Here is a 23,371-nt window from a genome sequence, read left to right as displayed (position 1 = left end):
ACGGATGGGGCAGCTCGACAGGGGACGGTCAGTCATAGACCGCCTCCACCAGCCACCGGCCGCCCTCGACCGCGAGCAGCAGGGCGGTGCCGTCGGCGAGGCCTACCTGGAACCGGGCCCGCCGCCGCGCCTCGGCCGGCGCCCACCAGCGCTCCTCCACCGGCCACGGCCCGGTCCAGCCCACGATCTCCACCGGGCGGGCGGTCCCGACGGCCAGCCGGACCGGTGCGGCGCTCACCGCCAGGCGGGCGCTGACCACGACCGGCTCGCCGGCCGCGTCGTGCACGGTGGCGGCGAGCGGCTCGGGGAGCACCACCGCCGGCGCCGGCGGTGGGAGCCGACCCGGCCACGGCGGTTCCCCCGCCCGGGCGGGGAGGCGTTCGTCGCCCCACGGCACCAGGCGTACCTGGTCGGCCGGAGACCGCCCGCCGCCGAGCACCGCCGTGACCACCGCCTCGGGGCCGAGGATGCCCTGGACCCGGCTGAGCGCCCGGTGGGCCCGTTCCCGCTCCTCCCCGGCCTCCCCCCACAGGCCCGGTTGCAGGGCGCCCTGCGCGATCACCCCGTCGGGGACCAGCCGCAGCCGGATGATGCCGGCCGTCGGCCGGGCGGGGCGGGCACCGGCCCGGCCGGGCCGGCCGCCGGAGAGCCAGCCGTCGAGCTGCCACCGCACCCGGTCGGCGATGGCGGCGGCGGTGAGCAGACCGTCGTGCCGCCAGACCCGGTGCAGCTCCTGGCCGTGCGCGGTGACCGCCTCGATGCCGAGCCGGGTGCAGGCCAGCCCGTGCGCGGCGAGACGGTCGTGCAGCCGCTCGGCCAGCGCCCGGGCGACGAAGGCCGCCGCGTCGACCCGGTCGAGGGGGTCGTCCTGGTCGGCGGTGACCGCCAGGTCGGCCGGGGGTTGCCGGACCGCGAGCGGACGGTGGTCCCGCCCCGCCGCCAGCCGGTGAGCCAGCGCACCGTCGAAACCGAACCGGGCCAGCACGTCCCCGGCGGGCAGCGCCGCGAAGTCGCCGAGGGTACGCACACCGAGCCGACGCAGCAGGTCGGCCAGGGCCGGACGGCCGAGCGCCTCGACCGGCAGGCCGGCGAGGAACCGCGGTGTCCCGTCGGGCGGGACGACCCGGCCCGAGCGGCCGGCCAGCCCCGCGGCGAAGACCCCGTCGGCGATGCCGATCTGGCTCTCCACCGCGCAGGCCTGGGCGACGTGCTCGACGATCCGCTCCGCCGCCGCCTCCTCGCCCCCGAGGTAGCGGCTCGGCCCCCGGGCCGCCACCGCGCACGCGCCGGGGCGGACCACCTCGACGCCGGCCACCAGCTCCTCGACCGCGGCCACCACCGGCTCGAACGCCCGGGCGTCCCGGGCCGGGTCGTGGTCGACGACGATGAGCCGGGGGCACCGGCCCTGCGCCTCCCGCCTGCGCAGCCCCCGGCGCACCCCTTCCGCCCGGGCCTGCTCGGAGCAGGCGACCACCCGGTTGGCGTGCAGCACCGCGACCGGCTCGGTGGCCGGCACCCCGTCGACGATCTCGGCGGCGATCACCGGCCAGTCCGGACACCAGAGCACCAGCGTGCGTACCGGCGCGACGGACCCGCCGGTCGCCGCGGGACGGGACCCGCCGGTCACGCCGGGCCGACCAGGGTGAGCGCCGGCGGGGACGGCTCGGCGGCGGAGGCCGCCGGCACGGCGCGGAGCCGACCGGCGGCCGAGCGGCCGGTGACCGAGGCGACCGGGGTGCCGGGGACCGGACGGGGAATGATCCGGGTCAGCGCGTCACCGGGCAGCCAGACCGTCACCTCCCGGGGGCGGGCGGCGGCGCCCCGGCCCCGCGCCGAGACGGTGACCTCCCGGCGCCGCAGCCGGCCCCGGCCGGCACCGAGCCCCTCCCAGGTTCCCCGGACCACCTGGAGGGTCACGTCGGCGCCGTCCCACCGCCCGTACGGGACGAGGACACAGCCCCGCTGTCGGGCCCGGGCGGCCAGCCGATCGGCGACCGAGGCGGAGACCGTGGCCGGCACGGCGGTGACCACGACGTCCACCCCGTCGATCAGCGCGGCGACGACGGTGGCCCACTCCGGCCCCGGGTGCGGCACCAGGGCGAGCCGGTCCAGGGCGATGCCGAGCTCGGCGGCGGCACCCGCCCCGAAGGTCGGCACCCCCACCACGGCGCACCACGAGCCGGCCCGGGACGCCTCGGCGAGCAGCGCCAGGACCAGGGAGGTGGCGCCGCTGGGCCGGGGCTGGCCGGCGACCGCGATCGTGCTGCCACGGCGCAGCCCCCGGTTGGGTAGCAGGCCGGTCAGTTCCGGGGTCACCGGCAGCACCCGGTGACCGCCCGCCGGGTCCGGGGCGCTCGCCGGGCGCACCAGACCCGCCAGTGCGGCGGTACCGACCACCATCCGGCCCGCCATCGGACCTACCCCCTGTCGTGCGCTGTGCGGGTGTGCTGCTGATAGCTCAAAACGGATCGGCCGCGCGGACGGCCCTCGTCTCCGCCCTGCCGGCGCAGGGCAGGCCGCCCCGGGGGACCGGCGCGGGCCCGGGGACGGATGCCGGGGGATCAGGCCGCGAGGCCGTCGAGTGCCGCTTGGTGGGCCACGCCGAGCGCGGTCTCGACCACCGTCACGAACTCCTCCGCCGCGCGCAGCAGGTCGTCGGCCTCCCGGGCGGTGACGACCCGGGGGATGCCGGCCTCGGCGGCGGCGCGCTTGCTGGCGCCGACGGCGAAGAACCGGGCCCACTCGTCCAGCTCGGGGGCGACGCCGGAGAGCAGGACCCAGACGCTGGTGACCCGGTTCCGCCGGGTCGGCGCGGGACGGGCGCGCGCGGCGAGCACGGCCGCGGCGGCGCGGAGAGCGGCCAGGTGGGCCGCCGCGTAGCGGAGGCCGTCCGGACCGGTCCGGGCGGCCTCGGCCAGCCCCTGGCGGGCGACCGCGAGAAGCTGTGCGGGGGTGCGGTGCGGCAGCACGTGCGCCGGCACCGTCGGTGCCTGAGCCGGGTTGGTCGGCATGGGTCTGTCTCCTCCACGTGGCCGAGGCGCGCACCCCGCGACGGAAACCGGTCCGCCGGCGGGACCGCCGGGTCGAGTGGTGCGGAGGAAGACGCACCGGTGTGGAAGCCGGCCGGGTGTGGACGCTTCCCCACACCACACCCGGCCGGCATGACCGGCGGGTTCGTCGCCCACCGCCCGGGGGTCGAGGGCGGCGGGCGACGCTCCTGCCTTGACGGGCCCGGGCTCGCGACTGCCCGGAACCCTGGTGCGGCCCGCGGAGCCGCACCCGCCCGGAACCGGTGCCGCGAAACACCGCTCCGGGGCTGTTGGAACGAGCGTACGAGGCAATCGAACATTCGTTCTAACTACTGCTGACAGTACACCCTCCCTCCGACGAAAATGCAACGTGTGACTCGCCGGAGATGCCTCAGCGTGGCCGGCTGAACCCGTTCCGGGCGCACCGGGAAGAATGGCGGCATGCAGCCACACCCGAACGTACGGGCGGTGCAGGAGGCGCTCGACGGCGCGGACGCCCGCGACGGCTCCGGCACGCCGAGCGCGGTCCGCCTGCTGCCCGACGCGGTCCACACCGCCGCGGCCGCCGCCGAGGCACTCGGCGTCGAGGTCGGACAGATCGCCAACTCACTCGTCTTCGACGCCGACGGCGCACCGCTGCTCGTGCTGACCTCCGGGGCCCACCGGGTGGACACCGCCGGTCTCGCCGCGTCGATCGGGGTCACCCGGCTGCGGCGGGCCACCCCGGAGTTCGTCCGCGGACACACCGGGCAGGTGATCGGGGGTGTCGCCCCGGTCGGCCACCCGCGGCCGCTGCGCACCGTGGTGGACACGGCCCTCGAGACGTACGCCGAGATCTGGGCCGCCGGAGGCGTCCCCCGGGCGGTCTTCCCCACCACGTACCCCGAGCTCCTCCGGGTGACCGGCGGCACGCCGGCCGAGGTGGCGTGAGCGAGCGGACGTCGCCCGGAGTGACCGCGTGAGCCCGGCCGGCCGCGGTGAGCCCGTTCCCGACCTGGTCACCCTGCACGTGTGGCGCACCGCCCGGGGCGGGTTGCCCCGGGCGCTGGTCCGGATGGCCCGCGATCCGCGCCGGCTGCGCGCACTGCCCGGCGTACGCTTCGCCAAGCTGCTCGGCACCGGGACCGGCACCGGCTTCGGGCCGGGTGACGCGGACCTGACCCGGTGGGCCGCCCTGACGGTGTGGGACTCCCCCGCCGCGGCGGCCGGCTTCGACGGCTCCCCGGTGGGGCGGGCCTGGGCGCGGCTCGCGCGCGCCGCCGTCCGGGTCGACCTGCGCCCCCTCACCAGCCGGGGCGAGTGGTCCGGCTGCCGGCCGTTCGGCGACCCGCCCGGCGGGCCGGCCGACGGCCCGGTGCTCGCGCTGACCCGGGCCCGGCTGCGCCCCGCCCGCGCGGTCACCTTCTGGCGGGCGGTCCCACCGGTGGCCGCCGCGCTGCGCGCCGCGCCCGGCCTGCTCGCCCGGTTCGGCGTCGGGGAGGCGCCGCTGGGCTGGCAGGGCACGGTCAGCGTGTGGCGCGATCCGGCGGACCTGGTCGCGTTCGCGTACCGTCACCCGGAGCACCGGGACGCGATCATCCGGACGCCCACCGAGGGGTGGTACGCGGAGGAACTCTTCGCGCGGTTCGCGGTGCGCGACGTGGTCGGCGACCGGACGGTGCTGGGGTGGGGCGCCGACGGCGACCCGGGTACGGCGGAGGGGCCGCGTGAGCGAGCGTAGCGAGCGAACCATCAGGCACAGCAGCGCGAGGAGTGAGCCGGGGTGGCGAGCCCCGCGGTCGGGAACGGGAGAAGGTACGGCATGAGGCTGGTGCGGTGGACACCGGAGGATCTCGTCCGGCGGCTGGACGACGTGGTGGCCGTCTACGGCGAGGCGATGGGGTACCGCACCGACCTGCTGGACGCCCGCCGCGGCTACATCGCCACCCACGTCCGGCGGCCCGGATTCCGCGCCGTCGCCAGCCTCACCACCGAAGGTCACCTGGCCGGCTTCGGCTACGGCTACCTGGGCGCGGCCGGCCAGTGGTGGCACGACCAGGTGTGGCGCGCGCTGGACCCGGCCGCCCGGCAGCGCTGGCTGGGCAACTGCTTCGAGGTGGTGGAGCTGCACGTCCGGCCGCCCGCGCAGGGGCACGGCCTCGGCGCGGGGCAGCTGCGCGCGCTGCTCACCATGGCCGAGGGGACGACCACCCTGCTGTCCACGCCGGAGGCCGACGAGCAGCGGTCCCGCGCCTGGCGGCTGTACCGGCGCTTCGGCTTCGTCGACATCCTGCGCGACTTCCACTTCCCCGGCGACGAACGCCCGTTCGGGGTGCTCGGCCGGGACCTGCCGCTGGCCGCACCCACCTCCCCGGCGCCGGCCGCGGCATGACCGGTCCCGTGCCGGCCACCCGCGCCGCCCGCCCGGCCTGGGCGGTGCTGGCGGTGCTGGTGCTGGCACAGATCTGCTACCCGCTGGCCGCCGGGCAGACCCGGGCCGGGCTCACCGTCGCCACGGTGGTGCTGGGCTACCTGCTCTCGGTCGGCCACGCGCTGCTCAGCCGCGGCCCACGGGCGGCGGCGGCGCTGGTCGCGGTGGCCACCGGAGGCGGCTTCGCCATCGAGGCGCTCGGTGTGGCGACCGGGTTCCCGTTCGGCAGCTACGACTACTCCGGCCAGCTCGGCCCGAAGCTGGCCGGTGTGCCGCTGGTCATCCCCCTCGCCTGGACCTGGATGGCCTGGCCGGCCTGGCTCGCGGCGGTACGGCTCACCGGCGGCGGGCCGGGCGGATCCGGCGGCGCCGGGATCGGGCGGACCACCCGGCGGATCGCGCTGGCGGCGCTCGGGCTGGCCACCTGGGACCTCTTCCTCGACCCGCAGATGGTCGCCGAGGGGTACTGGTCCTGGCGGGACGCGACCCCCGCGCTGCCCGGCCTGCCCGGCATCCCGGTCAGCAACTACCTGGGTTGGCTGCTCTTCGCGGTCCTGCTGATGGGCGCCCTGCGTCCGCTGGCCGGGCCCGCCGTCGCCGCCACCGACGGCCGCGACGACCCGATGCTCGCCCTCTACCTGTGGACGTACGCCTCCAGCGTGCTGGCCCACGCCGTCTTCCTCGGCCTGCCCGCCTCGGCGCTGTGGGGCGCCGCCGGCATGGCGGTGACGGCCGTCCCGCTGGCGGTGACACTGCTCCGCGCGGGCCGCCGCCCCGGTCCGGCCGACCGGAACCCCCGCCCCCGCGTCGACGCGCCGGCATGAACGGGCGGAGCGCCGGCCGGAGCGGGCATGGCGGGGCTGCGGCGTGAGCGTCGTGCTGGCGCTGCTGGCGGGGGTGGCCGCGTTGACCGCGCACACCGCCGTCAACGCCGGCCGGTGGCTGCGCCGCCCCGCCCCGGCGCCGGCGGAGGTGACCGAGACGGTGGCGGTGCTGCTGCCGCTGCGCGACGAGGCGGCCCGGGTCACCCCGTGCCTGCGCGCGCTGCTGGCCCAGCGCGGTGTGCCGCGGCTGCGGATCGTGGTGCTCGACGACGGGTCGACCGACGGCACCGCCGACGTGGTCCGCGCGGTCGCCGGGGACGACCCGCGGGTCACCCTGCTCGACGGGGCCGCCCCGCCGCCGGGCTGGCTGGGCAAGCCGCACGCCTGCTGGCAACTCGCCACCCGCGCCGACCCGGCCGCCACCGTGCTGGCGTTCGTCGACGCCGACGTCGTCCTCGCCCCGGAGGCGGTGGCCGCGGCCGTCGGTGAACTGCGCGCCGCGCGGGTGACGCTGCTGTCGCCGTACCCCCGGATCGTGGTGGCGACGGCGGCCGACCGGCTGGTCCAGCCGCTGCTGCAGTGGCTGTGGCTGACCTTCCTGCCGCTGCGCGCGATGGAACGCTCGGCGCGGCCGTCCCTGGCGGCGGCCGGCGGGCAGTTCCTGCTGGTGGACCGGGCCGGCTACACCGCCGCGGGCGGGCACGCGGCGGTGGCCGACCGGATCCTGGAGGACGTCGAGCTCGCCCGCGCGGTCAAACGGGCCGGCGGGCGGATCGCCCTGGCCGACGGCTCACGGCTGGCCACCTGTCGGATGTACGACGACTGGCCGCAGCTGCGCGACGGCTACACCAAGTCGCTGTGGGCCACGTTCGGGCACCCGCTCGCCGCCGGCGTGGTGGTCGCGCTGCTGCTCCTGCTCTACACCGCTCCCCCGCTGGTCACCGTGGCCGCGCTGGCCGCCGGCGCGCCGGGGGTGGCCGCCGGCGCCGCCGGGGCGTACCTGCTGGGGGTCGCCGGTCGGGTGCTCAGCGCGCGGGCGACCGGCGGCCGGTGGTGGCCCGACGCGCTCGCACACCCCGTGTCGGTCGCGGTCCTCGGTTGGCTGACCCTGCGGTCGTACCATCTGCGGAAGCGGCGGCACCTGACCTGGCGGGGCCGTCCGGTCGTCTAGGTCTGGGGGCGCGGCATGGCGCGGATCGTGGTCGTCGGCGCCGGGGTGGGTGGCCTCGCGACCGCCGCCCGGCTGGCCACCACAGGGCACGAGGTCACCGTCTTCGAGCAGGGCGACACGGTCGGCGGCAAGCTCGGCCGACACGTGCACGACACCCCGGCCGGCCCGTTCCACTTCGACACCGGGCCCAGCCTGCTCACCCTGCCGCAGGTCCTCCACGACCTGTTCGAGGACACCGGCGCGAAGCTCGACGAGTACCTGGACCTGGTCCCGCTGGACCCGATCGTGCGGCACGTCTTCCCGCACGGCGGGCCGACGCTGGACTCCTGCGCCGACCCGACCGGATTCGCCAGCCGGATCGGCGCGGCCCTCGGCGACCGTGCGGCGACGGACTGGCAGCGCCTGTGGCGGCGCGCCGAGCGGGTCTGGACGGCCTCGGAGCGGGACATCCTGCGCCGCCGCGTCGACTCGCCCCGCGACCTGGCGACGCTGGCGTGGCGGCTGGGTGACCTGGCCGCGATCGCGCCGGGCCGCACCCTGCGCGGCCTGGGCCGCACGCACCTGTCCGACCCCCGGCTGCGGATGCTGCTCGACCGGTACGCCACCTACACCGGCGCCGACCCCCGCCGGGCGCCGGCCGCGCTGGTCGCCGTGCCGTACGCCGAACTGGCCTTCGGCGGCTGGTACCTGCGCGGCGGGCTGGGCACCCTGGCCGACGCGCTGCTGACCCGCTGCCTGGACCTCGGCGTCGTCGTGCAGACCGGCGCCCGGGTCACCCGGATCGACGCGGCCGGCGGGCGGGTGCACGGCGTACGCCTCGCCGGCCGGGCCGCCCCGGTCCCCGCCGACGTGGTGGTGGCCAACGTCGACGCGCTCACCGTCTACCGGGACCTGCTGCCCTCGCCGCGCCGGCTGGCCGGTCTGACCGACCGCAGCCTCGCCGGCTTCGTGCTGCTGCTCGGCGTACGCGGCGACTCCGGGCTGGCGCACCACACGGTCTTCTTCCCCGACGACTACGACGCCGAGTTCGACGCGGTCTTCGGGGCACCGGGGCGGGGTGTCCGGGCCCGCCCCGCGCTCGACCCGACGGTCTTCGTCACCGTGGCGGACGACGAGATGGTCCGCCCGGCCGGGCACGAGGCGTGGTTCGTGCTGGTCAACGCCCCCCGGCACGGCACCGCCGCCGGTGCGGTGGACTGGCGGCGGCCCGGCCTCGCCGAGGCGTACGCGGACCACGTCCTCGACGTGCTGGCCGCCCGGGGCGTGGACGTGCGGGACCGGCTGGTGTTCCGGGAGATCCGTACCCCGGCGGACCTGGCCAGCGCCACCGGCGCGCCCGGTGGGGCGATCTACGGCACCGCCGGCGGCCTGCTCCGCCCGGCCAACCGCGGGGCGGCCCGCGGGCTGTGGCTGGTCGGCGGCTCCAGCCACCCGGGCGGCGGCCTGCCGATGGTCACCCTCTCCGCCCAGATCGTCGCCGAGCAAATCGGCCCGGCCTGGTAAGGAAGGGCCCCTTCTTGACGCCTGGGGTAGAGGAAGGGCCCCTTCTTAACGTCCTCTCCCCGGGAACGTCAGCCGGCTTCGAGCAAGGTACGGCGGACGGCCGCCAGCAGCTGCCCCAGGCCGAAGCCGGCCAGCAGCACCCACACGGCCGTCGCCATGGTGATGGTGCCGGCGGCCAGGTCGGGGTCGATCAGCCCGGTCAGGCCGGCCAGCAGCAGGCCCACCAGGGCCACCGAGACGCGGGTCGGGCGCTCCCCCACGGTCACCGCGCCGATCTCCCGCATGCCGGCGGAGACCGCCCGTGCCCGCACGTACTCGTGCAGCCAGGAGAGCCCGCCGCCGGCGGCCACCAGCGCGCCGGGGGCGCCGATCAGCCAGAACGCGACCAGCCAGGCCGCCTCGCCGAGCCGGTCGGCCACCGAGTCGTAGACGTACCCGAGCCGGGTGGTGCGGTTCGTCGCGACGGCGACCGCCCCGTCGACGCTGTCCGCCACCGAGGCGAGCAGCACGAACAGCGCGCCGAGGAACGGCCCGTCCTGGGGCCGTACGGCGAACAGCGGCACGCAGAAGCAGAGCAGCACCCCGACCACGGTGACGGCGGTCGGGGAGACCCGCAGCCGGCCCAGCACGAAGCCCACGTGGTACGCGAAGCGCAGCCAGGCGCGGACGACCGGGGCGGCGGCGCGGGGGTCGAAGCCCCCGTGCAGGCGCGCCCAGGCCGTCGCGTACTGGTCCCAGTTCAGCTGTGTGCCCACCACGGATCAACCGTCGCACCTGGCGGGAGGTGTCGCGGCACGAAGGTCACACCCGGGCGCCGGCTTGCAGGTTCTGCCAGATCTCCCGGGTGGCCGTCGACCGGTTGAAGGTGATGAAGTGGATCCCCGGCACGCCCTCGTCGAGCAGCCGCCCGCACATCTCGCTGGCCTGCTCGATGCCGAGCCGGCGGACCGCCTCCGGATCGTCGGCGACCCTCTCGAAGCGCGCGGCCAGGGCCGGCGGGAAGGGCGCGCCGGAGAGCTGCACCGACCGCTCGATGGTGCTGAACTGCGTCACCGGCATCACACCGGGCAGGATCGGGGTGTCGCAGCCCGCCGCGGCCACCCGGTCCCGCAGCCGCAGGTAGTCCTCCGCGTCGAAGAACATCTGGGTGATCGCGAACTCGGCGCCGGCCCGGCACTTCCGGACGAAGTACTCCGTGTCGGTGGCGACGTCGGGCGAGCGGGGGTGCTTGTACGGGAAGGCGGCGACGCCCACGCTGAAGTCGCCGGAGTCCCGGACCAGGCGCACCAGGTCCTCCGCGTAGCGCACGCCCTCGGGGTGCGGGACCCACTCGCCGGTGGGGTCGCCCGGCGGGTCGCCGCGCACCGCGAGCACGTTGCGCACGCCCGCGCCGGCGAGCCGCCCGATCACGTGGCGCAGCTCGGCGACCGAGTGGTTGACCGCGGTCAGGTGCGCCATCGGCAGCAGGGTGGTCTCGGTGGCGATCCGTTCGGTGACCGCGACCGTCGTGTCGCGCGTCGACCCGCCGGCGCCGTAGGTGATCGAGACGAACGACGGGCGCAGCGACTCCAACTCCCGGATGGCCTGCCAGAGCAGCCGCTCGCCCTGCTCGGTTTTGGGTGGCATGAACTCGAAGGAGAACGTCGGCTGGTGGTCGCGGATCAGCTCCCCGATCGCCGGCTGGGGATTGGGGAGGACCGAGGGGAGACCGAGCGCCACCTCACGACTGTAGCGGTGCACGGCCTGTCGACCCACGGTCTTCCCACCCGGCGGACCGGCGACGGCGCGCCGCGCCCACGCGGCGGACGGGCGTCGGCGCGCCGCGCCCACCCGCCGGTACGTCGTGGGCGGCGCGACCGGCTAGCGTCGGGGCGTGACTCACGCTGCTCCCGTCTCCCCGGTCGACCGCGCCGGGCTGCGTCAGCGCGTCGACAAGGCGCTGACCGAGTTCCTGGCCGCCCGGCGCACCTGGATGACCGGCGTCGACGACGCTCTGGTCCCGGTCGCCGAGGCGATCGAGGCGTTCGTCCTCGGCGGCGGCAAGCGGCTGCGGCCCGCGTTCGCGTACTGGGGGTTCCGGGGCGCCGGCGGGGTGGACACCGACCAGGTCGTGACGGCCCTCGCCGCGCTGGAGTTCGTCCAGGCCAGCGCACTGATCCACGACGACCTGATGGACCGCTCCGACACCCGCCGGGGCGAGCCGGCCGTGCACCGCCGGTTCGCCGCCCGGCACCGGGCGGCCGGCTGGGGCGGGGACGCGGACGGGTTCGGCGACGCCGCGGCGATCCTGCTCGGCGACCTCTGCCTGGTCTGGTCGGACGAGCTGCTGCACTCGGCCGGGCTCGATCCGCGCACGGTGGCCCGGGCACGGCCGGTCTTCGACGAGATGCGCACCGAGGTCACCGTCGGGCAGTACCTGGACGTGCTGACCCAGGCCACCGGGGACACCTCGCTGGAACGGGCCGGGAAGGTGGCCCGCTACAAGTCGGCGAAGTACACGGTCGAGCGCCCGCTGCTGCTCGGTGCCGCCCTGGCGGACGCCTCGCCGGACGTGCGGTCGGCGTACTCGGCGTACGGGCTGCCGCTGGGCGAGGCGTTCCAGCTCCGCGACGACGTGCTGGGGGTCTTCGGCGACCCGGCGCAGACCGGCAAGCCGGCCGGTGACGACCTGCGCGAGGGGAAGCGCACCTACCTGGTCGCGGCGGCTCTCGAGGCGACCGACGAGGTCGGGCGGGAGGTGTTGCTCGGCGGTCTCGGCGATCCGGCGCTCGACGAGACGGGCGTGACCCGGCTGCGGGACCTGATCGAGGCGAGCGGCGCGCTGGCCCGTACCGAGCAGCGGATCCGGGCGCTCACCGACGCCGCGCTCGCCGCGCTGGCCACCGTCGACCTGGACACCGAGGCCCACCAGGCCCTGGTCGACCTGGCCATCGCCGCCACCCGCCGCCCTGCCTGACCCCGCCGCCCCGTCCGCACCGCGGCGCGGACGGGGTCAGAAGCCCAGGGCCTGGGCTCGGCGCTTGATCTCGCGGGCCTGGTCGCCGGCGAGGGCCGCGGCCGCGGTGCCGCCGGGCAGCGTGTCGTCCGGCTGGTAGAGCCAGCGCAGGCTCTCCTCGTCGTCGTAGCCGGCGTCGGCCAGCAGGTTGAGCACCCCGGGCAGGTGCTTGAGGGCGCCCTGGCTGGCCACCAGTTCCTCCGGCACCCGGCGGACGCCGTCACGGCGTACCGCGATCAGCTCCCGGTCCCGGATCATCTGGTGCACCTTGCTGATCGGCACGTCGAGGCGCTCGGCGACGTCCGGGAGGGTCAGCCAGGCGGCCGGTTCGGCGGCACGGTTCGCGGCGGGTACGGAGTCGGTCACCCGACCACCCTGCCACGTCCCTCCCGCCGGACGGGTGGCGGCACCCCGTGACGACCGCGATCGGCCGCCGGCACAGCCCGTTCGACCTGCGGCGACACGTGGCGCCGCCACAGCCGGCCCGGCCGGTCGCCCGTCCGCTGTAGCATCCAGTTCAACCTTCACCCCCTGGACACATAGACTCCCTGCCGATGGACACACAGGTCGCCGACACGTTGCTGGGCTCGCTGATCGACGGGCGCTACCGCATCCGCGGTCGCGTGGCCCGTGGTGGCATGGCGACCGTGTACACCGCCACCGACGAGCGCCTCGAACGCACCGTGGCGGTCAAGATCATTCACTCGGCGCAGGGCCCGGAGGGCCGGGGCTTCGTCGAGCGCTTCACCGACGAGGCGAAGACGATCGCCCGGCTCACCCATCCCAACGTCGTCGCGGTCTACGACCAGGGCACCCACGGCGGCCGGCCGTACCTGGTGATGGAGTACGTGCGGGGCCGTACCCTGCGTGACGTGCTCGCCGAGCGGCGCCGGCTCAACCCGGACGAGGCGCTCGCCATCACCGAGCAGATGCTCGCCGCGATCGCCGCGGCGCACCGGGCCGGCCTGGTCCACCGCGACGTCAAGCCGGAGAACGTGCTGGTCGCCGAGGCCCCGACCGGCGGCGTGGCCAACCTGGTGGACAGCGTGGTGAAGGTCGCCGACTTCGGGCTCGCCCGGGCGGTCGAGGCGAGCGCCCACGAGGAGCAGGGCAGCCAGCTCATGGCCACCGTCGCGTACGTCGCGCCGGAGCTGGTCACCGACGGCCACGCCGACCCGCGCACGGACGTCTACTCGGCCGGCATCGTGCTGTTCGAGATGCTGACCGGCCGGGTGCCGTACGACGGGGACCGGCCGGTCGAGGTGGCCTGGCAGCACGTGGACCGGGACGTGCCGGCGCCCTCGACCCTGGTGCCGGCGCTGCCGAAGGCGCTCGACGACCTGGTCGCCAGGGCCACCCGGCGCGACCCGGGTGCCCGTCCGACCGACGCCGGAGCGCTGCTGTCCGAGGTGCAGATGGCCCGGGAGGAACTGGGCAACCCCAACACGCGTACGGCGGTGCTGCGCCGCGTGGCGGACGAGCCGGCGGTGGCCCAGCCCACCATGGTGGTCGCGGCCGTCCAGCCGGTCGAGCGGCCCGCCTGGGCCCGGCTCCCGGAGGGCGGTTCCCGGGCGGGCCGGCGGCGGGCGGCGCCGGAGGGGGGCGACCTCTGGTCCCGGCTGGCCGCCCTGCGGACCGGGCTGCTGGGGCACCCGCGGGGCCGGCTGGCCGTCGCCGCCGTCGTCGTGGTGCTCGGCCTGATCGCCGCGGTGGGCGGCTGGTGGGTCGGTGTCGGCCGCTACACGGTGGCGCCGCAGCTGGTGAGCCTCAGCAAGGCCGAGGCGGAGGCGCAGGCGGACCGGGCCGGCTTCGTCCTCAGGTACGCCGATCCCCGCCACGACGAGCAGGCGCCGAAGGACGCCGTCCTCCAGCAGGACCCGGTGTCGTCCACCCGGATCAAGAAGGGCGGCACGATCACGCTCACCCTGTCGTTGGGCCCGGAGCGGTTCCCCGTGCCGGACGTGGTCGGCAAGGAGTTCGAGCTGGCCGCGACCGACCTGGCCGACGCGCAGCTCAAGGTGGTCAAGGGTGCCGCCCGCTACGACGACAGCCTCCCGGCCGGCGTGGTGATGGCGACCGACCCGAAGGCGGGCACCGAGGTCAAGCCGGGCGACAAGGTCACCGTGATCCTCAGCAAGGGGAAGGCGCCGATCTCGGTACCGAACCTGGTCGGTAAGAACCTGAACGAGGCCCGGGGGATCCTGGCCCGGCTGGGGCTGGTGCTCGTCGAGCCGCCGACGGTGAAGGAGTCCGACAAGCCCAAGGACGAGGTCCTCGGGCAGAGCCCGGCCGACGGCACCGGTGTGGAGAAGGGCGCCCAGGTCCGGCTGGAGGTCAGCCAGGGGCCGCCGCTCGTCGTCGTCCCCCGGGTGCTCGACCTGCCGTGCGCGCAGGCGCAGCAGGTGCTGCAGAGCCAGGGCTTCCCGGTGACGGTGCAGTTCAACCCGAACGGCATCGCCCGGTTCCAGAGCCCGAACGAGAATTCGCAGGTGCCTCCGGGCACCCCGGTCACCCTCGGGTGTCTGTGACGATGACCGCGCCGGTGACCGGCGCCGACCGCGGCCCGGCGCAGCACCGGCCGGTCGGCACGCACACGCCGACCTCGGGTGGCCTGGCGAAGGCGGCCCTGCCGTACGTCGATGCGGCGGGCTCGGAGGTCGTGCAGGTCTACGTCTCCAACTCGCGGGGCTGGGCGCTGCCACCGGGTGACCCGGTCCAGGACGCCCTGTTCCGGGAGGGTTGCGCGGAGCGCGGCGTTCCCGTCTTCATCCACGCGTCGCTGCTGGTCAACCTTGGCTCCCCCACGGCGGCGACGGTCGAGCGGTCGGCGGCGACGCTGGCGCACGCGCTGCGCCGGGGAACGGCGATCGGGGCGCGCGGGGTGGTCTTCCACGCCGGCAGCGCGGTGGACGCGGGCCACGCCGAGGCGGCGATGCGGCAGGTCCGCGAGGCGCTGCTCCCGCTGCTGGACGCGGCGGGCGACGCCGGCGGGCCGATGTTGCTGGTCGAGCCGAGTGCGGGCGGCGGGCGGTCGCTCGCCTCGCGGGTGGAGCAGCTCGGCCCCTACCTCGACGCGGTGGACGGGCACCCGATGCTGGGCGTCTGCTTCGACACCTGCCACGCGTGGGCGGCAGGGCACGACCTGGCCGCCGAGGGCGGCATGACGGCGACGCTGGACGTCCTGGTCGCCACGGTCGCGGCGGAGCGGCTGCGGCTGGTGCACGCGAACGACTCGAAGGACCTGTGCGGCTCCACCCGGGACCGGCACGAGAACATCGGCAAGGGCACCATCGGCGAGCCCGCGTTCGCCGAGCTGATGCGCCACCCGGCCACCGCCGGCGTGCCCGTGGTGGTGGAGACCCCGACGGAGAAGCACGTCGGCCACGCCGCCGACGTCGCCACCCTCAAGCGCCTCCGCCCCTGACCCCCGGCCCGCCGCAGTCCGCACCGGCGCGCTCGAATGGGTCAGGCGCGCAGGATCCGGGTGACGGCCGCCACGGCGCGGTCGATGGCGCTGTCGTCGACGTCCATGTGGGTCACCAGGCGGGCCGTGCGGGGGCCGAGCACCGAGACCAGCACGCCCTCGGCCCGGGCCGCGGCGGCCAGGGCCTTCGCGTCCAGTGGATGCTTGGTCAGGTCCAGCGGGACGAGGTTCGTCCGGACCGGGCCGGCCAGCACCCCGAACGGCGCGACCGCCTCGGCGAGCCGGGCCGCCTTCGCGTGGTCCTCGGCGAGCCGCTCGACGTGGTGCGCGAGGGCGTACCGGCCGGCCGCGGCGAGGACGCCCGCCTGCCGCATGCCGCCGCCCATCCGCTTGCGGACGAACCGGGCCCGCTCGATCCGGTCGGCGCCGCCCACCACCAGCGACCCGACCGGCGCGCCGAGGCCCTTGGACAGGCAGACCGACAGGGTGTCGAACAGCCCGCCGTAGGTCGCCAGCGGTACGCCGTCGGCGACGTGCGCGTGCCAGATGCGGGCGCCGTCGCAGTGCAGCGCGACCTGCGCGTCGTCGGCGACCCGCCGCAGCTCGCGCAGCGTGTCCAGCGGGATCACGCCGCCCCCGCCGCGGTTGTGGGTCTGCTCGACGGCGATGGCCCGGGTGGGCACCGCCCAGTAGCCGTCGGGCCGGATCATGGCGGCGACAGCGTCGGGGTCGACGTCCGCGCCGACCGCCGGCCACGTCCGCGACGAGATGCCGCCGTACGCCGCGGCGGCGCCGATCTCGTACGTCACCACGTGCGCGTCGGCGTCACAGAGCAGCTCGTTGCCGGGCGGCACGAGCAGTTGCAGGGCGATCTGGTTGGCCATCGACCCGGTCGGGCAGAACAGCGCCGCCTCGTGGCCGAAGAGCGCGGCGACCTCGGCCTCGAGGGCGTTGACCGTCGGGTCCTCGCCGTAGACGTCGTCGCCGACGTCGGCGGTGGCCATGGCCTCCCGCATCCCGGCGGTCGGCCGGGTCACCGTGTCCGAACGAAGATCGATGAGGTCAGCCACGGTCATCCTTCCGGCTGCCGGCTGCGGGGCTCGCCAGCTCACTCCTCGGGTCAGCCACGGAGCATCTCCGCAACCAGGAAGGCCAGCTCCAGCGACTGCTGGGTGTTCAGTCGCGGGTCGCAGGCGGTCTCGTACCGGTCGGGCAGGTCGAGGTCCTCGATGCCCTGGGCGCCGCCGAGGCACTCGGTGACGTCCTCGCCGGTCAGTTCGACGTGCAGGCCGCCGGGGTGGGTGTCCAGACCCCGGTGGACCTCGAAGTAGCCGAGCACCTCGTCGACGATGCGGTCGAAGTGGCGCGTCTTGTAGCCGTTGGACGACTCGTGGGTGTTGCCGTGCATCGGGTCGCACTGCCAGACGACCTTGGCCCCCGCCGCGGTGACCTTGGCGACGATCGGCGGCAGGACGTCGCGTACCCGGTGGTTGCCCATCCGGCTGATCAGGGTGAGCCGGCCGGGGACGTTGTCCGGGTTGAGCTTCTCGCACAGCTCGATGGCCTCGTCGGGCGTGGTGGTCGGGCCGAGCTTCACGCCGATCGGGTTGGCGATCCGGGAGATGAAGTCGATGTGCGCCCCGTCGAGCTGCCGGGTGCGCTCCCCGATCCACAGGAAGTGCCCGGACAGGCCGTACGGACGCTGGTCGGAGACCCGGGTGAGCGCCCGGTCGTACTCGAGGGCGAGCGCCTCGTGGGAGCAGTAGAGGGTGACGGTCCGCAGCGCCTCGTCGTCGGTCATCCCGCAGGCCCGGATGAAGGCGAGGGCCCGGTCGATCTCCCGGGCGATCGCCTCGTACCGCTCGCCGGCGGGCGAGTTGCGCACGAACCCCTTGTTCCAGTCGTGCACGGCGTGCAGGTCGGCCAGGCCGCCGGCCAGGTACGCGCGGAGCATGTTCATCGCGGCGGCGGAGTTGGCGTATGCCCGGATCATGCGCTGCGGGTCGGCGATCCGCGCCTCCGGTGTCGCCTCCAGAGAATTGATCATGTCTCCGCGGTAGGCCGGCAGGCCGCGGGCGTCGGTCGGCAGGGACCGGGGCTTCGTGTACTGGCCGGCGACCCGGGCGACCTTGACCACCGGCAGGGAGGCGCCGTAGGTCAGCACGATCGCCATCTGGAGCAGCGTGCGGGCGTTGGCGAGCAGGTGGCTCTCGGTGTTGTCGGCGAAGGTCTCGGCGCAGTCGCCGCCCTGGAGCAGGAACGCCTTGCCCTCGCAGACCAGCGCGAGCTTCTGCCGTAGCTGGTCGACCTCGTAGGGCGCCACGACCGACGGCACGTTCTCCAGCACCTTGCAGACCTCGGCGACCTGGGCCGGGTCCGGCCAGGGCGGGGTCTGCGCGCGGGGCAGGTCGCGCCAGAGGTCCAGGCCGAGGGCCGCGTCCTCGGCGGAGTCGACGGTCGGCCGGCTGGTCTGGAGCACGGGGCTGCCGACGGCCGGATGGCTCAGCTGATGCCACTCATGGCGCATGCCAGAAAGCGTACGGCGACGGGCCGGGCGGCCGGGCGGCGAGGGGCGCCGTTCCGGCAGGTGAGAGATCCCTCACCGGTTCCGGTCAGGGGCTGGCGGCGGGGCTGGGCGGGTTGCCGCGCGCCTCGCCCGCGATGCACCAGTCGGCCCCGTCGCGGGTGACCGTGAACAGCAGCGGGCGGGTGAGCTTCTGCCGCCCCGAGGTCACCGACACCGCCGTGCTCACCTGGAGGCCCTGCGGGCCGGGGCGGATGTCGGTGATCTGCGCCTGGGGTACCTCGAAGTGGTCGGCGAAGTCACCGTTCGGCCCGGTGGCGGCGGCGTCGAACGCCTCGTGCATCGCCGCGCAGAGCTGGCTGCGCCCGGCGGCCACGTCCTTGGCCGTCATGGCGTCCAGGTACGCCTGGACCCGCTCCCGGGCCTTCGCCGAGGCCTCCTCGACGGGCGCCCGTCCGGGGCGCTCCGCCGGCTGGTCGTCGCCGCCGATCCCGCACCCCGTCAGGGCGGGCGGCAGGGCCACGACGAGGGCGCCGACCGCCAGCCTCCGGTACGCCGTACGCATGCCACCTCCGAAACGCCCGTGGACAGTCAACCCCCGTCGAGCGGCGAGTCTGTCACATCGAGCCGGCCGACGGCCCGTCGGCACACGCGGGCGGGGAGGGACCGGTGCGCGGTCCCTCCCCGCCGTGTGGGTGATGCGTCGGCCTGCGGACTAGCCGAGACCGCCCTTGATGGCGCCGATCAGCTCACCGTTGCTGGTGTCACCGGAGAGCTCCCAGAAGAACGCGCCACCGAGGCCCTGGTTCTTCGCGTACGTCATCTTGCCGCCGATGGTGGAGGGGGTGTCGTAGCTCCACCAGTTGCTGCCGCACTTGGCGTACGCCGTGCCGCCGACGGTGCCGGTGGCCGGGCAGGTGTTCTTGAGGACCTTGTAGTCCTCGATGCCCTGCTCGTAGGTGCCCGGGGCCGGCCCGGTGGCGGTGCCGCCCGGCGCGGTCTGGGTCACCCCGGTCCAGCCGCGGCCGTAGAAGCCGACGCCGAGCAGCAGCTTGTTGGCCGGGATGCCCTTGCTCTTGAGCTTCTGGATCGCCGCGTCGGACCAGAAGCCCTGCTGGGGGATGCCCGGGTACGAGTACAGCGGGGAGTGCGGGGCGGTCGGGCCCTGCGCGTTGAAGGCGCCGAAGTAGTCGTACGTCATCGGCATGATCCAGTTGAGGTACGGCGCCGCGCCGGCGTAGTCGGCGGCGTCGATCTTGCCGCCGTTGCTGCCGTCCGCGGTGATCGCCGAGGTGACCAGGGCCGACGAGCCGAACCGCGAGCGCAGCGCGCTCACCACGTTCTTGAACGCGGCCGGTCCGCTGGAGTCGCAGGTGAGGCCGCAGGCGTTCGGGTACTCCCAGTCGACGTCGATGCCGTCGAACACGTCCGACCAGCGCGGGTCCTCGACCAGGTTGTAGCAGCTCTCGGCGAACGCGGCCGGGTTCTGCGCCGCCTGGGTGAAGCCGCCGGACCAGGTCCAGCCGCCGAACGACCAGATCACCTTGAGGTGCGGGTACATCCGCTTGAGCTTGCGCAGCTGGTTGAAGCTGCCGCGCAGCGGCTGGTCCCAGGTGTCGGCGACGCCGTCCACGCTGTCCGCCGCGGTGTACGCCTTCTCGTAGTCGGCGTAGCTGTCCCCGATGGTGCAGCGGCCCCCGGTGGTGTTGCCGAAGGCGTACAGGATGTGCGTCAGCTTCGCGGCCGAGCCGCTGGTGTGGATGTTCTTGACGTGGTAGTTGCGGGCGTAGACGCCCCACTGCGCGAAGTAGCCGACGATCTTGCGGTCCCCGCTCGGCGGCGGCGTGGTGGGCGGCGGCGTCGTCGGTGGCGGGGTGGTGGGCGGCGCCGTGGTCGGCGGGGCGGTGGTCGGCGGCGCGGTGGTGGTCGGGGGCGGGGTGCCGCCACCGCCGCAGGGGGCGCCGTTGATGGTGCAGTTCAGCGGGGCCTTGTAGGCGCCGGTGCCGTTGTAGCCCCAGCTGAAGGTGGCACCCGGGGCGAGCGGGCCGGCCCAGCTCTTCTTGACCGCCACGTAGTGGTTGCCGGTGCGGGTGACGTCGGCGTCCCAGGAGCTGCTGATGCTGGTGCCCGCGGGCAGGTCGAACTCGATGCGCCAGGTGCTCACCGACGCGTCCGAGCCGTTGGTGACCGTCACCCGCGTCTCGTGACCGGTCCCCCAGTCCTGCACCTTGGCGAACGTGGCGGTGACACTGCCGGCCCCGAACGCCGAGGCCATCGGGACCGTCGTGGCCGTGAGTGCGACCACGGCGCCGACCCAGAGGGCCCGGCGGAACGATCTCTTCATGTGGCGTCTCCCCAAACAGTTAGGAAACTTTCCAAAAGGATTGCTGAGACGCTACTCACGGCGTCACCAGTTCGTCAAGATGTGCATGTATCGATTTCGTGAGGAGCAAAGCCGGCCGCGTCGCCCAACCCGCACCGGCCGCCGACCCCGCCACCGCGAGGGGCACGCCGGGCGGCAGCGACGGTTCCGATCCGCGTAGCCTCGCCTCCATGACGGTCTTCGACACCCCGATCGACGCCCTCACCGGCGGGCCCGCCGACCTCGCCCGGTACCGAGGTCGCGCCCTGCTGGTGGTCAACGTCGCGTCCCGCTGCGGCCTCACCCCGCAGTACGCCGGCCTCCAGGCCCTGCACGACGAGTACGCCGACCGGGGCCTCGCGCTGCTCGGCGTGCCCTGCAACCAGTTCGCCGGCCAGGAACCCGGCAGCGCCGCGGAGATCAGCGACTTCTGCCAGGTGAACTACGACGTCACGTTCCCGCTCACCGAGAAGGTGGACGTGAACGGCCCGCACCGGCACCCGCTCTACGCGGCCCTGGTCGACACCCCGGACGCCGAGGGCCACACCGGTGACGTGCGGTGGAACTTCGACAAGTTCCTGGTGGCGCCGGACGGCACGGTCGCGGCGCGGTTCGCGCCGACCGTCGAGCCCGGTTCGCCGGAGTTGCGCGCGGCGATCAAGAAGGTCCTTCCCGCGACCACCTGACCCGCACGGCCGGTCCGGACCGCCGGCCGGCACGCCGCGCCCTCCCCGGCCCGGACGCGCGGAACTCGGCAACGTGCGGGGCGCACGGCAGTACGTTGGGCAGACGGGGCCGGGGCGCGCGGCACGACGGTCGGACGGGGTCGGGGTGGCGACGGTGGGGCTGATCGGCAGTGGGCACATCGGGAGCACGGTCGCCCGGCTGGCGGTGGCCGCCGGCTACGACGTCGTCCTCAGCAACCGCCGGGGGCCGGCCACGCTCGCCGACCTGGTCGGCGAGCTCGGCCCCCGGGCCCGCGCCGCGACCCCACCGGAGGCGGCGGCGGACGGCGACCTGGTGGTGGTGACGATCCCGCTCAAGGCGTACCGGGACGTGCCCGTCGACCCCCTCGCCGGCAAGCTCGTGATCGACACGAACAACTACTACCCCGAGCGGGACGGCCGCTTCCCCGAGTTGGACGCCGGCTCGACCACCAGCAGCGAGCTGCTCCAGCGGCACCTGCCCCGGTCCCGGGTGGTCAAGGCGTTCAACAACATCTTCTTCAAGCACCTCCTCGCCCTGGCCCGCCCGGCCGGCAGCGCGGACCGCAGCGCGCTGCCGGTCGCCGGCGACGACCCGGGCGCGAAGGCCGAGGCCGCCGCCTTCCTCGACGGGCTCGGGTACGACCCGGTCGACGCCGGGACGCTCGCCGACAGCTGGCGCTACCAGCCGGACACCCCGGCGTACGGGGTCGTCTACTCGGCCGACCCGCAGGACTGGGAACGGGAGTCCCCGGCCGACGCGGACAGCGTGCGCTCAGCCCTCGCCGCCGCCACCCGCTGACCCGCACCGCGGAGCGCCGGCCGCGGCGGTCCGGAGTGGACGGCGTGTCGAGGGTTGCGCCGGAGTCCCGTTCACGGGACTCTGGTGACGGGCACCCGTCCCCGCGCCCCGGAGGCCACATGCACCCGCTCCGCACCGCGTCCCGCCGGCCGCTCGTCACCGCCGCCGCGCTCCTGCTCGCAGCCGGCGGTGTCGCCGTCGTCGCCGGCCCGGCGCAGGCCGCCCCGGTCGGCTACGTCCGGCTGGCGCACCTCTCCCCCGACACCCCCGCCGTCGACGTCTACCTGGCCGCTTCCGGTCAGGAGAAGCCCCAGGTCTTCCCCGGCGTCGGCTACGGGGTGGTCTCCACCTACCTGCCGTTGCCCGCCGGCCGCTACGCGGTCGCCATGCGCGAGGCCGGCGCCCCCGCCGACGAGCCTCCGGTGCTGACCACCGAGGTGGCGGTGAGCGGCGGCGCGGCGTACACGGTCGCCGGGGTCGGCCGGCACGCGGACCTCGGGCTGCGGGTGCTCGACGACGACCTGAGCGCTCCGGAGCCGGGCTACGCCAAGGTCCGCGTCGTGCAGGCGTCGGTGCGCGCCCCGGTGCTCGACGTCGCGGCGGCCGACGGCCCGCCCATCGCCACCGGCGTCCGGTTCGCCACCACGACGGACTACCAGCAGGTCGAGCCGGGGCGCCTGCGGTTGCGACTGAGCAGTGCCGGCGGCCCGACGACCGACGTGCAGGTCACGCTGACCGGCGGGGCCGTCTACTCGCTGCTCGTGCTGGACGCGAAGCAGGGCGGGCTCACCACCGAGCTGCGGCAGGACGCCGCGGGCGGGGTCGTCGTCGTCCCGACGGGCGGCGTCGACGCCGGCGCCGGCGGCAGCACCGGGCCGCCCGCGTACCCGCTGGTCGCCGGCGGCCTCGCGGTGGCCGCGCTGACCGCGGGCCTGGTGCTGACCGGCCGCCGGCGGCGCGGCGTCTGGTGACCGGCCGGCCCGACGCCACGATCCGGCGGCACCGCGACCGCGGGGCGCCGGCCACCGCGCTCGTCGCGGCCGGGGCGGCGCTCTGCCTGGTGGCGGGGACGGGGGTCGGGCTGGCCACCACCACCACCTCGCCGCCGCCGGCCGTGGACTGGCGACCGGGCTGCACCACCGACTGCCCCCGGGCGGCCCCGCGGGCCGCGCGGCTGCCGGCCCCGACCCGGGTACGCGTGCCGCGCATCGCGGTCGACTCGCCGCTGGAGGTGCTGGGTGTGGACGCGGCCGGCGCCCTCGCCCCGCCGGTCGACTTCGCCCGGGCCGGCTGGTACGGCGCCGGGCCGGCCCCCGGCGACCCCGGTCCGGCCGTGATCGCCGGTCACCTGGACTCCCGCACCGGACCGGCCGTCTTCGCCCGGCTGGGCGAGCTGCGACGGGGCGACCGGGTGCAGGTGTGGCGCGGCGACCGGGTGGTGTCGTTCCGGGTCACCGGCACGGTGCGGGCGCCCAAGGACCGCTTCCCCACCGCCGCCGTGTACGGCCCGACGCCCGGCCCCGAGCTGCGGCTGGTGACCTGCGGCGGCGACTTCGACCGGCGGACGCGCCACTACCGGGACAACGTGGTGGTGTTCGCCGTCGCCGAGCCGTAGCTGACCGG

The 23,371-nt window shown here is 75.7% G+C and carries 23 protein-coding genes; 13 read left to right on the top strand and 10 right to left on the bottom strand.

All coding sequences use genetic code 11. From position 1 onward, the window contains the following. Positions 1-28: 28 nt before the first annotated feature. From AB0873_RS08060 to AB0873_RS08050, 3 genes are all read right to left on the bottom strand, one after another. Positions 29-1,627, bottom strand: a complete 1,599-nt coding sequence (locus AB0873_RS08060; RefSeq protein WP_366598953.1) for a DNA polymerase Y family protein — start codon at positions 1,625-1,627, stop codon at positions 29-31. Further along, positions 1,624-2,412: a hypothetical protein gene (locus AB0873_RS08055; protein WP_366598952.1), complete on the bottom strand. Its 789-nt coding sequence runs from the start codon at positions 2,410-2,412 to the stop codon at positions 1,624-1,626. Before AB0873_RS08055 ends, AB0873_RS08060 begins: the two co-directional genes overlap by 4 nt. Positions 2,413-2,561: 149 nt before the next feature. Beyond that, positions 2,562-3,011, bottom strand: coding sequence for an SAV_6107 family HEPN domain-containing protein (locus tag AB0873_RS08050; RefSeq protein WP_366598951.1), 450 nt, complete (start codon positions 3,009-3,011; stop codon positions 2,562-2,564). 459 nt (positions 3,012-3,470) lie between these two features. On the opposite strand from AB0873_RS08050, the gene AB0873_RS08045 reads away from it, so the two are divergent. The 6 genes from AB0873_RS08045 (at position 3,471) to crtI (ending at position 8,937) form a co-directional block, all read left to right on the top strand. After that, positions 3,471-3,959, top strand: coding sequence for a YbaK/EbsC family protein (locus tag AB0873_RS08045; protein WP_366598950.1), 489 nt, complete (start codon positions 3,471-3,473; stop codon positions 3,957-3,959). A gap of 28 nt (positions 3,960-3,987) precedes the next feature. Further along, on the top strand, positions 3,988-4,749 hold the full coding sequence (locus tag AB0873_RS08040) for a monooxygenase (RefSeq protein WP_366598949.1): 762 nt from the start codon (positions 3,988-3,990) through the stop codon (positions 4,747-4,749). Between the two features lie 81 nt (positions 4,750-4,830). Next, positions 4,831-5,400: a GNAT family N-acetyltransferase gene (locus AB0873_RS08035; protein WP_155331077.1), complete on the top strand. Its 570-nt coding sequence runs from the start codon at positions 4,831-4,833 to the stop codon at positions 5,398-5,400. Next, on the top strand, positions 5,397-6,263 hold the full coding sequence (locus tag AB0873_RS08030) for a carotenoid biosynthesis protein (RefSeq protein ID WP_155331076.1): 867 nt from the start codon (positions 5,397-5,399) through the stop codon (positions 6,261-6,263). The genes AB0873_RS08035 and AB0873_RS08030 overlap by 4 nt, the downstream gene beginning before the upstream one ends. A gap of 43 nt (positions 6,264-6,306) precedes the next feature. Next, positions 6,307-7,434 carry a glycosyltransferase family 2 protein gene (locus AB0873_RS08025; protein ID WP_366598948.1) on the top strand — a complete coding sequence of 376 codons (1,128 nt, stop codon included), beginning with the start codon at positions 6,307-6,309 and terminating at the stop codon, positions 7,432-7,434. Positions 7,435-7,449: 15 nt separating this feature from the next. Further along, on the top strand, positions 7,450-8,937 hold the full coding sequence (gene crtI / locus AB0873_RS08020; RefSeq protein WP_366598947.1) for a phytoene desaturase family protein: 1,488 nt from the start codon (positions 7,450-7,452) through the stop codon (positions 8,935-8,937). Positions 8,938-9,005: 68 nt separating this feature from the next. On the opposite strand, the gene AB0873_RS08015 is transcribed toward crtI, so the two are convergent. Continuing rightward, complete coding sequence (locus AB0873_RS08015) at positions 9,006-9,695, bottom strand: CDP-alcohol phosphatidyltransferase family protein (RefSeq protein WP_366598946.1); 690 nt, start codon at positions 9,693-9,695, stop codon at positions 9,006-9,008. 43 nt (positions 9,696-9,738) lie between these two features. After that, positions 9,739-10,656 carry a methylenetetrahydrofolate reductase [NAD(P)H] gene (gene metF, locus AB0873_RS08010; RefSeq protein WP_155331072.1) on the bottom strand — a complete coding sequence of 306 codons (918 nt, stop codon included), beginning with the start codon at positions 10,654-10,656 and terminating at the stop codon, positions 9,739-9,741. Positions 10,657-10,810: 154 nt separating this feature from the next. On the opposite strand from metF, the gene AB0873_RS08005 reads away from it, so the two are divergent. Further along, entirely contained in the window at positions 10,811-11,893 is a 1,083-nt protein-coding gene (locus AB0873_RS08005) for a polyprenyl synthetase family protein (protein WP_366598945.1), read from the top strand. A 36-nt stretch (positions 11,894-11,929) separates the two neighbouring features. Here the strand turns inward: AB0873_RS08005 and AB0873_RS08000 are convergent, their stop codons facing one another. Further along, positions 11,930-12,298, bottom strand: a complete 369-nt coding sequence (locus AB0873_RS08000) for an Rv2175c family DNA-binding protein (RefSeq protein ID WP_155331070.1) — start codon at positions 12,296-12,298, stop codon at positions 11,930-11,932. Between the two features lie 188 nt (positions 12,299-12,486). On the opposite strand from AB0873_RS08000, the gene pknB reads away from it, so the two are divergent. Both pknB and AB0873_RS07990 read left to right on the top strand, forming a co-directional pair. Beyond that, the gene (gene pknB / locus AB0873_RS07995) at positions 12,487-14,460 is read left to right on the top strand and encodes a Stk1 family PASTA domain-containing Ser/Thr kinase (protein ID WP_366598944.1); all 1,974 of its coding nucleotides are present in this window, start codon (positions 12,487-12,489) and stop codon (positions 14,458-14,460) included. A gap of 2 nt (positions 14,461-14,462) precedes the next feature. Beyond that, positions 14,463-15,356: a deoxyribonuclease IV gene (locus tag AB0873_RS07990; RefSeq protein WP_366599015.1), complete on the top strand. Its 894-nt coding sequence runs from the start codon at positions 14,463-14,465 to the stop codon at positions 15,354-15,356. Between the two features lie 41 nt (positions 15,357-15,397). On the opposite strand, the gene AB0873_RS07985 is transcribed toward AB0873_RS07990, so the two are convergent. The 4 genes from AB0873_RS07985 to AB0873_RS07970 form a co-directional block, all read right to left on the bottom strand. Then, the gene (locus AB0873_RS07985) at positions 15,398-16,426 is read right to left on the bottom strand and encodes a GntG family PLP-dependent aldolase (protein ID WP_366598943.1); all 1,029 of its coding nucleotides are present in this window, start codon (positions 16,424-16,426) and stop codon (positions 15,398-15,400) included. Between the two features lie 50 nt (positions 16,427-16,476). Next, the gene (locus AB0873_RS07980) at positions 16,477-17,883 is read right to left on the bottom strand and encodes a class II 3-deoxy-7-phosphoheptulonate synthase (RefSeq protein WP_155331067.1); all 1,407 of its coding nucleotides are present in this window, start codon (positions 17,881-17,883) and stop codon (positions 16,477-16,479) included. An 85-nt stretch (positions 17,884-17,968) separates the two neighbouring features. Continuing rightward, the gene (locus AB0873_RS07975) at positions 17,969-18,445 is read right to left on the bottom strand and encodes a hypothetical protein (protein WP_366598942.1); all 477 of its coding nucleotides are present in this window, start codon (positions 18,443-18,445) and stop codon (positions 17,969-17,971) included. 150 nt (positions 18,446-18,595) lie between these two features. After that, positions 18,596-20,224 (bottom strand): glycosyl hydrolase family 18 protein, encoded by a 1,629-nt coding sequence (locus AB0873_RS07970; protein ID WP_366598941.1) that lies wholly within the window; start codon positions 20,222-20,224, stop codon positions 18,596-18,598. A 209-nt stretch (positions 20,225-20,433) separates the two neighbouring features. On the opposite strand from AB0873_RS07970, the gene AB0873_RS07965 reads away from it, so the two are divergent. The 4 genes from AB0873_RS07965 to AB0873_RS07950 all read left to right on the top strand — a co-directional run bounded on the left by AB0873_RS07965 (position 20,434) and on the right by AB0873_RS07950 (position 23,363). Further along, positions 20,434-20,928, top strand: coding sequence for a glutathione peroxidase (locus AB0873_RS07965; protein ID WP_366598940.1), 495 nt, complete (start codon positions 20,434-20,436; stop codon positions 20,926-20,928). Positions 20,929-21,001: 73 nt separating this feature from the next. After that, a complete protein-coding gene (locus tag AB0873_RS07960) occupies positions 21,002-21,748 on the top strand; it encodes an NADPH-dependent F420 reductase (protein WP_366598939.1) in 747 nt (248 codons plus the stop codon). Between the two features lie 119 nt (positions 21,749-21,867). Continuing rightward, positions 21,868-22,719 (top strand): DUF4397 domain-containing protein, encoded by an 852-nt coding sequence (locus tag AB0873_RS07955; protein WP_366598938.1) that lies wholly within the window; start codon positions 21,868-21,870, stop codon positions 22,717-22,719. After that, positions 22,716-23,363 (top strand): class F sortase, encoded by a 648-nt coding sequence (locus tag AB0873_RS07950; RefSeq protein ID WP_366598937.1) that lies wholly within the window; start codon positions 22,716-22,718, stop codon positions 23,361-23,363. Before AB0873_RS07955 ends, AB0873_RS07950 begins: the two co-directional genes overlap by 4 nt. Positions 23,364-23,371 lie beyond the last annotated feature (8 nt).

Origin of the sequence: Micromonospora sp. NPDC047707 (genome assembly GCF_040704235.1) — a bacterium.
Classification (GTDB): domain Bacteria; phylum Actinomycetota; class Actinomycetes; order Mycobacteriales; family Micromonosporaceae; genus Micromonospora.
The sequence above is the reverse complement of the archived record's forward strand: the minus strand, read 5'-3'. Positions and strand labels throughout refer to the sequence as shown.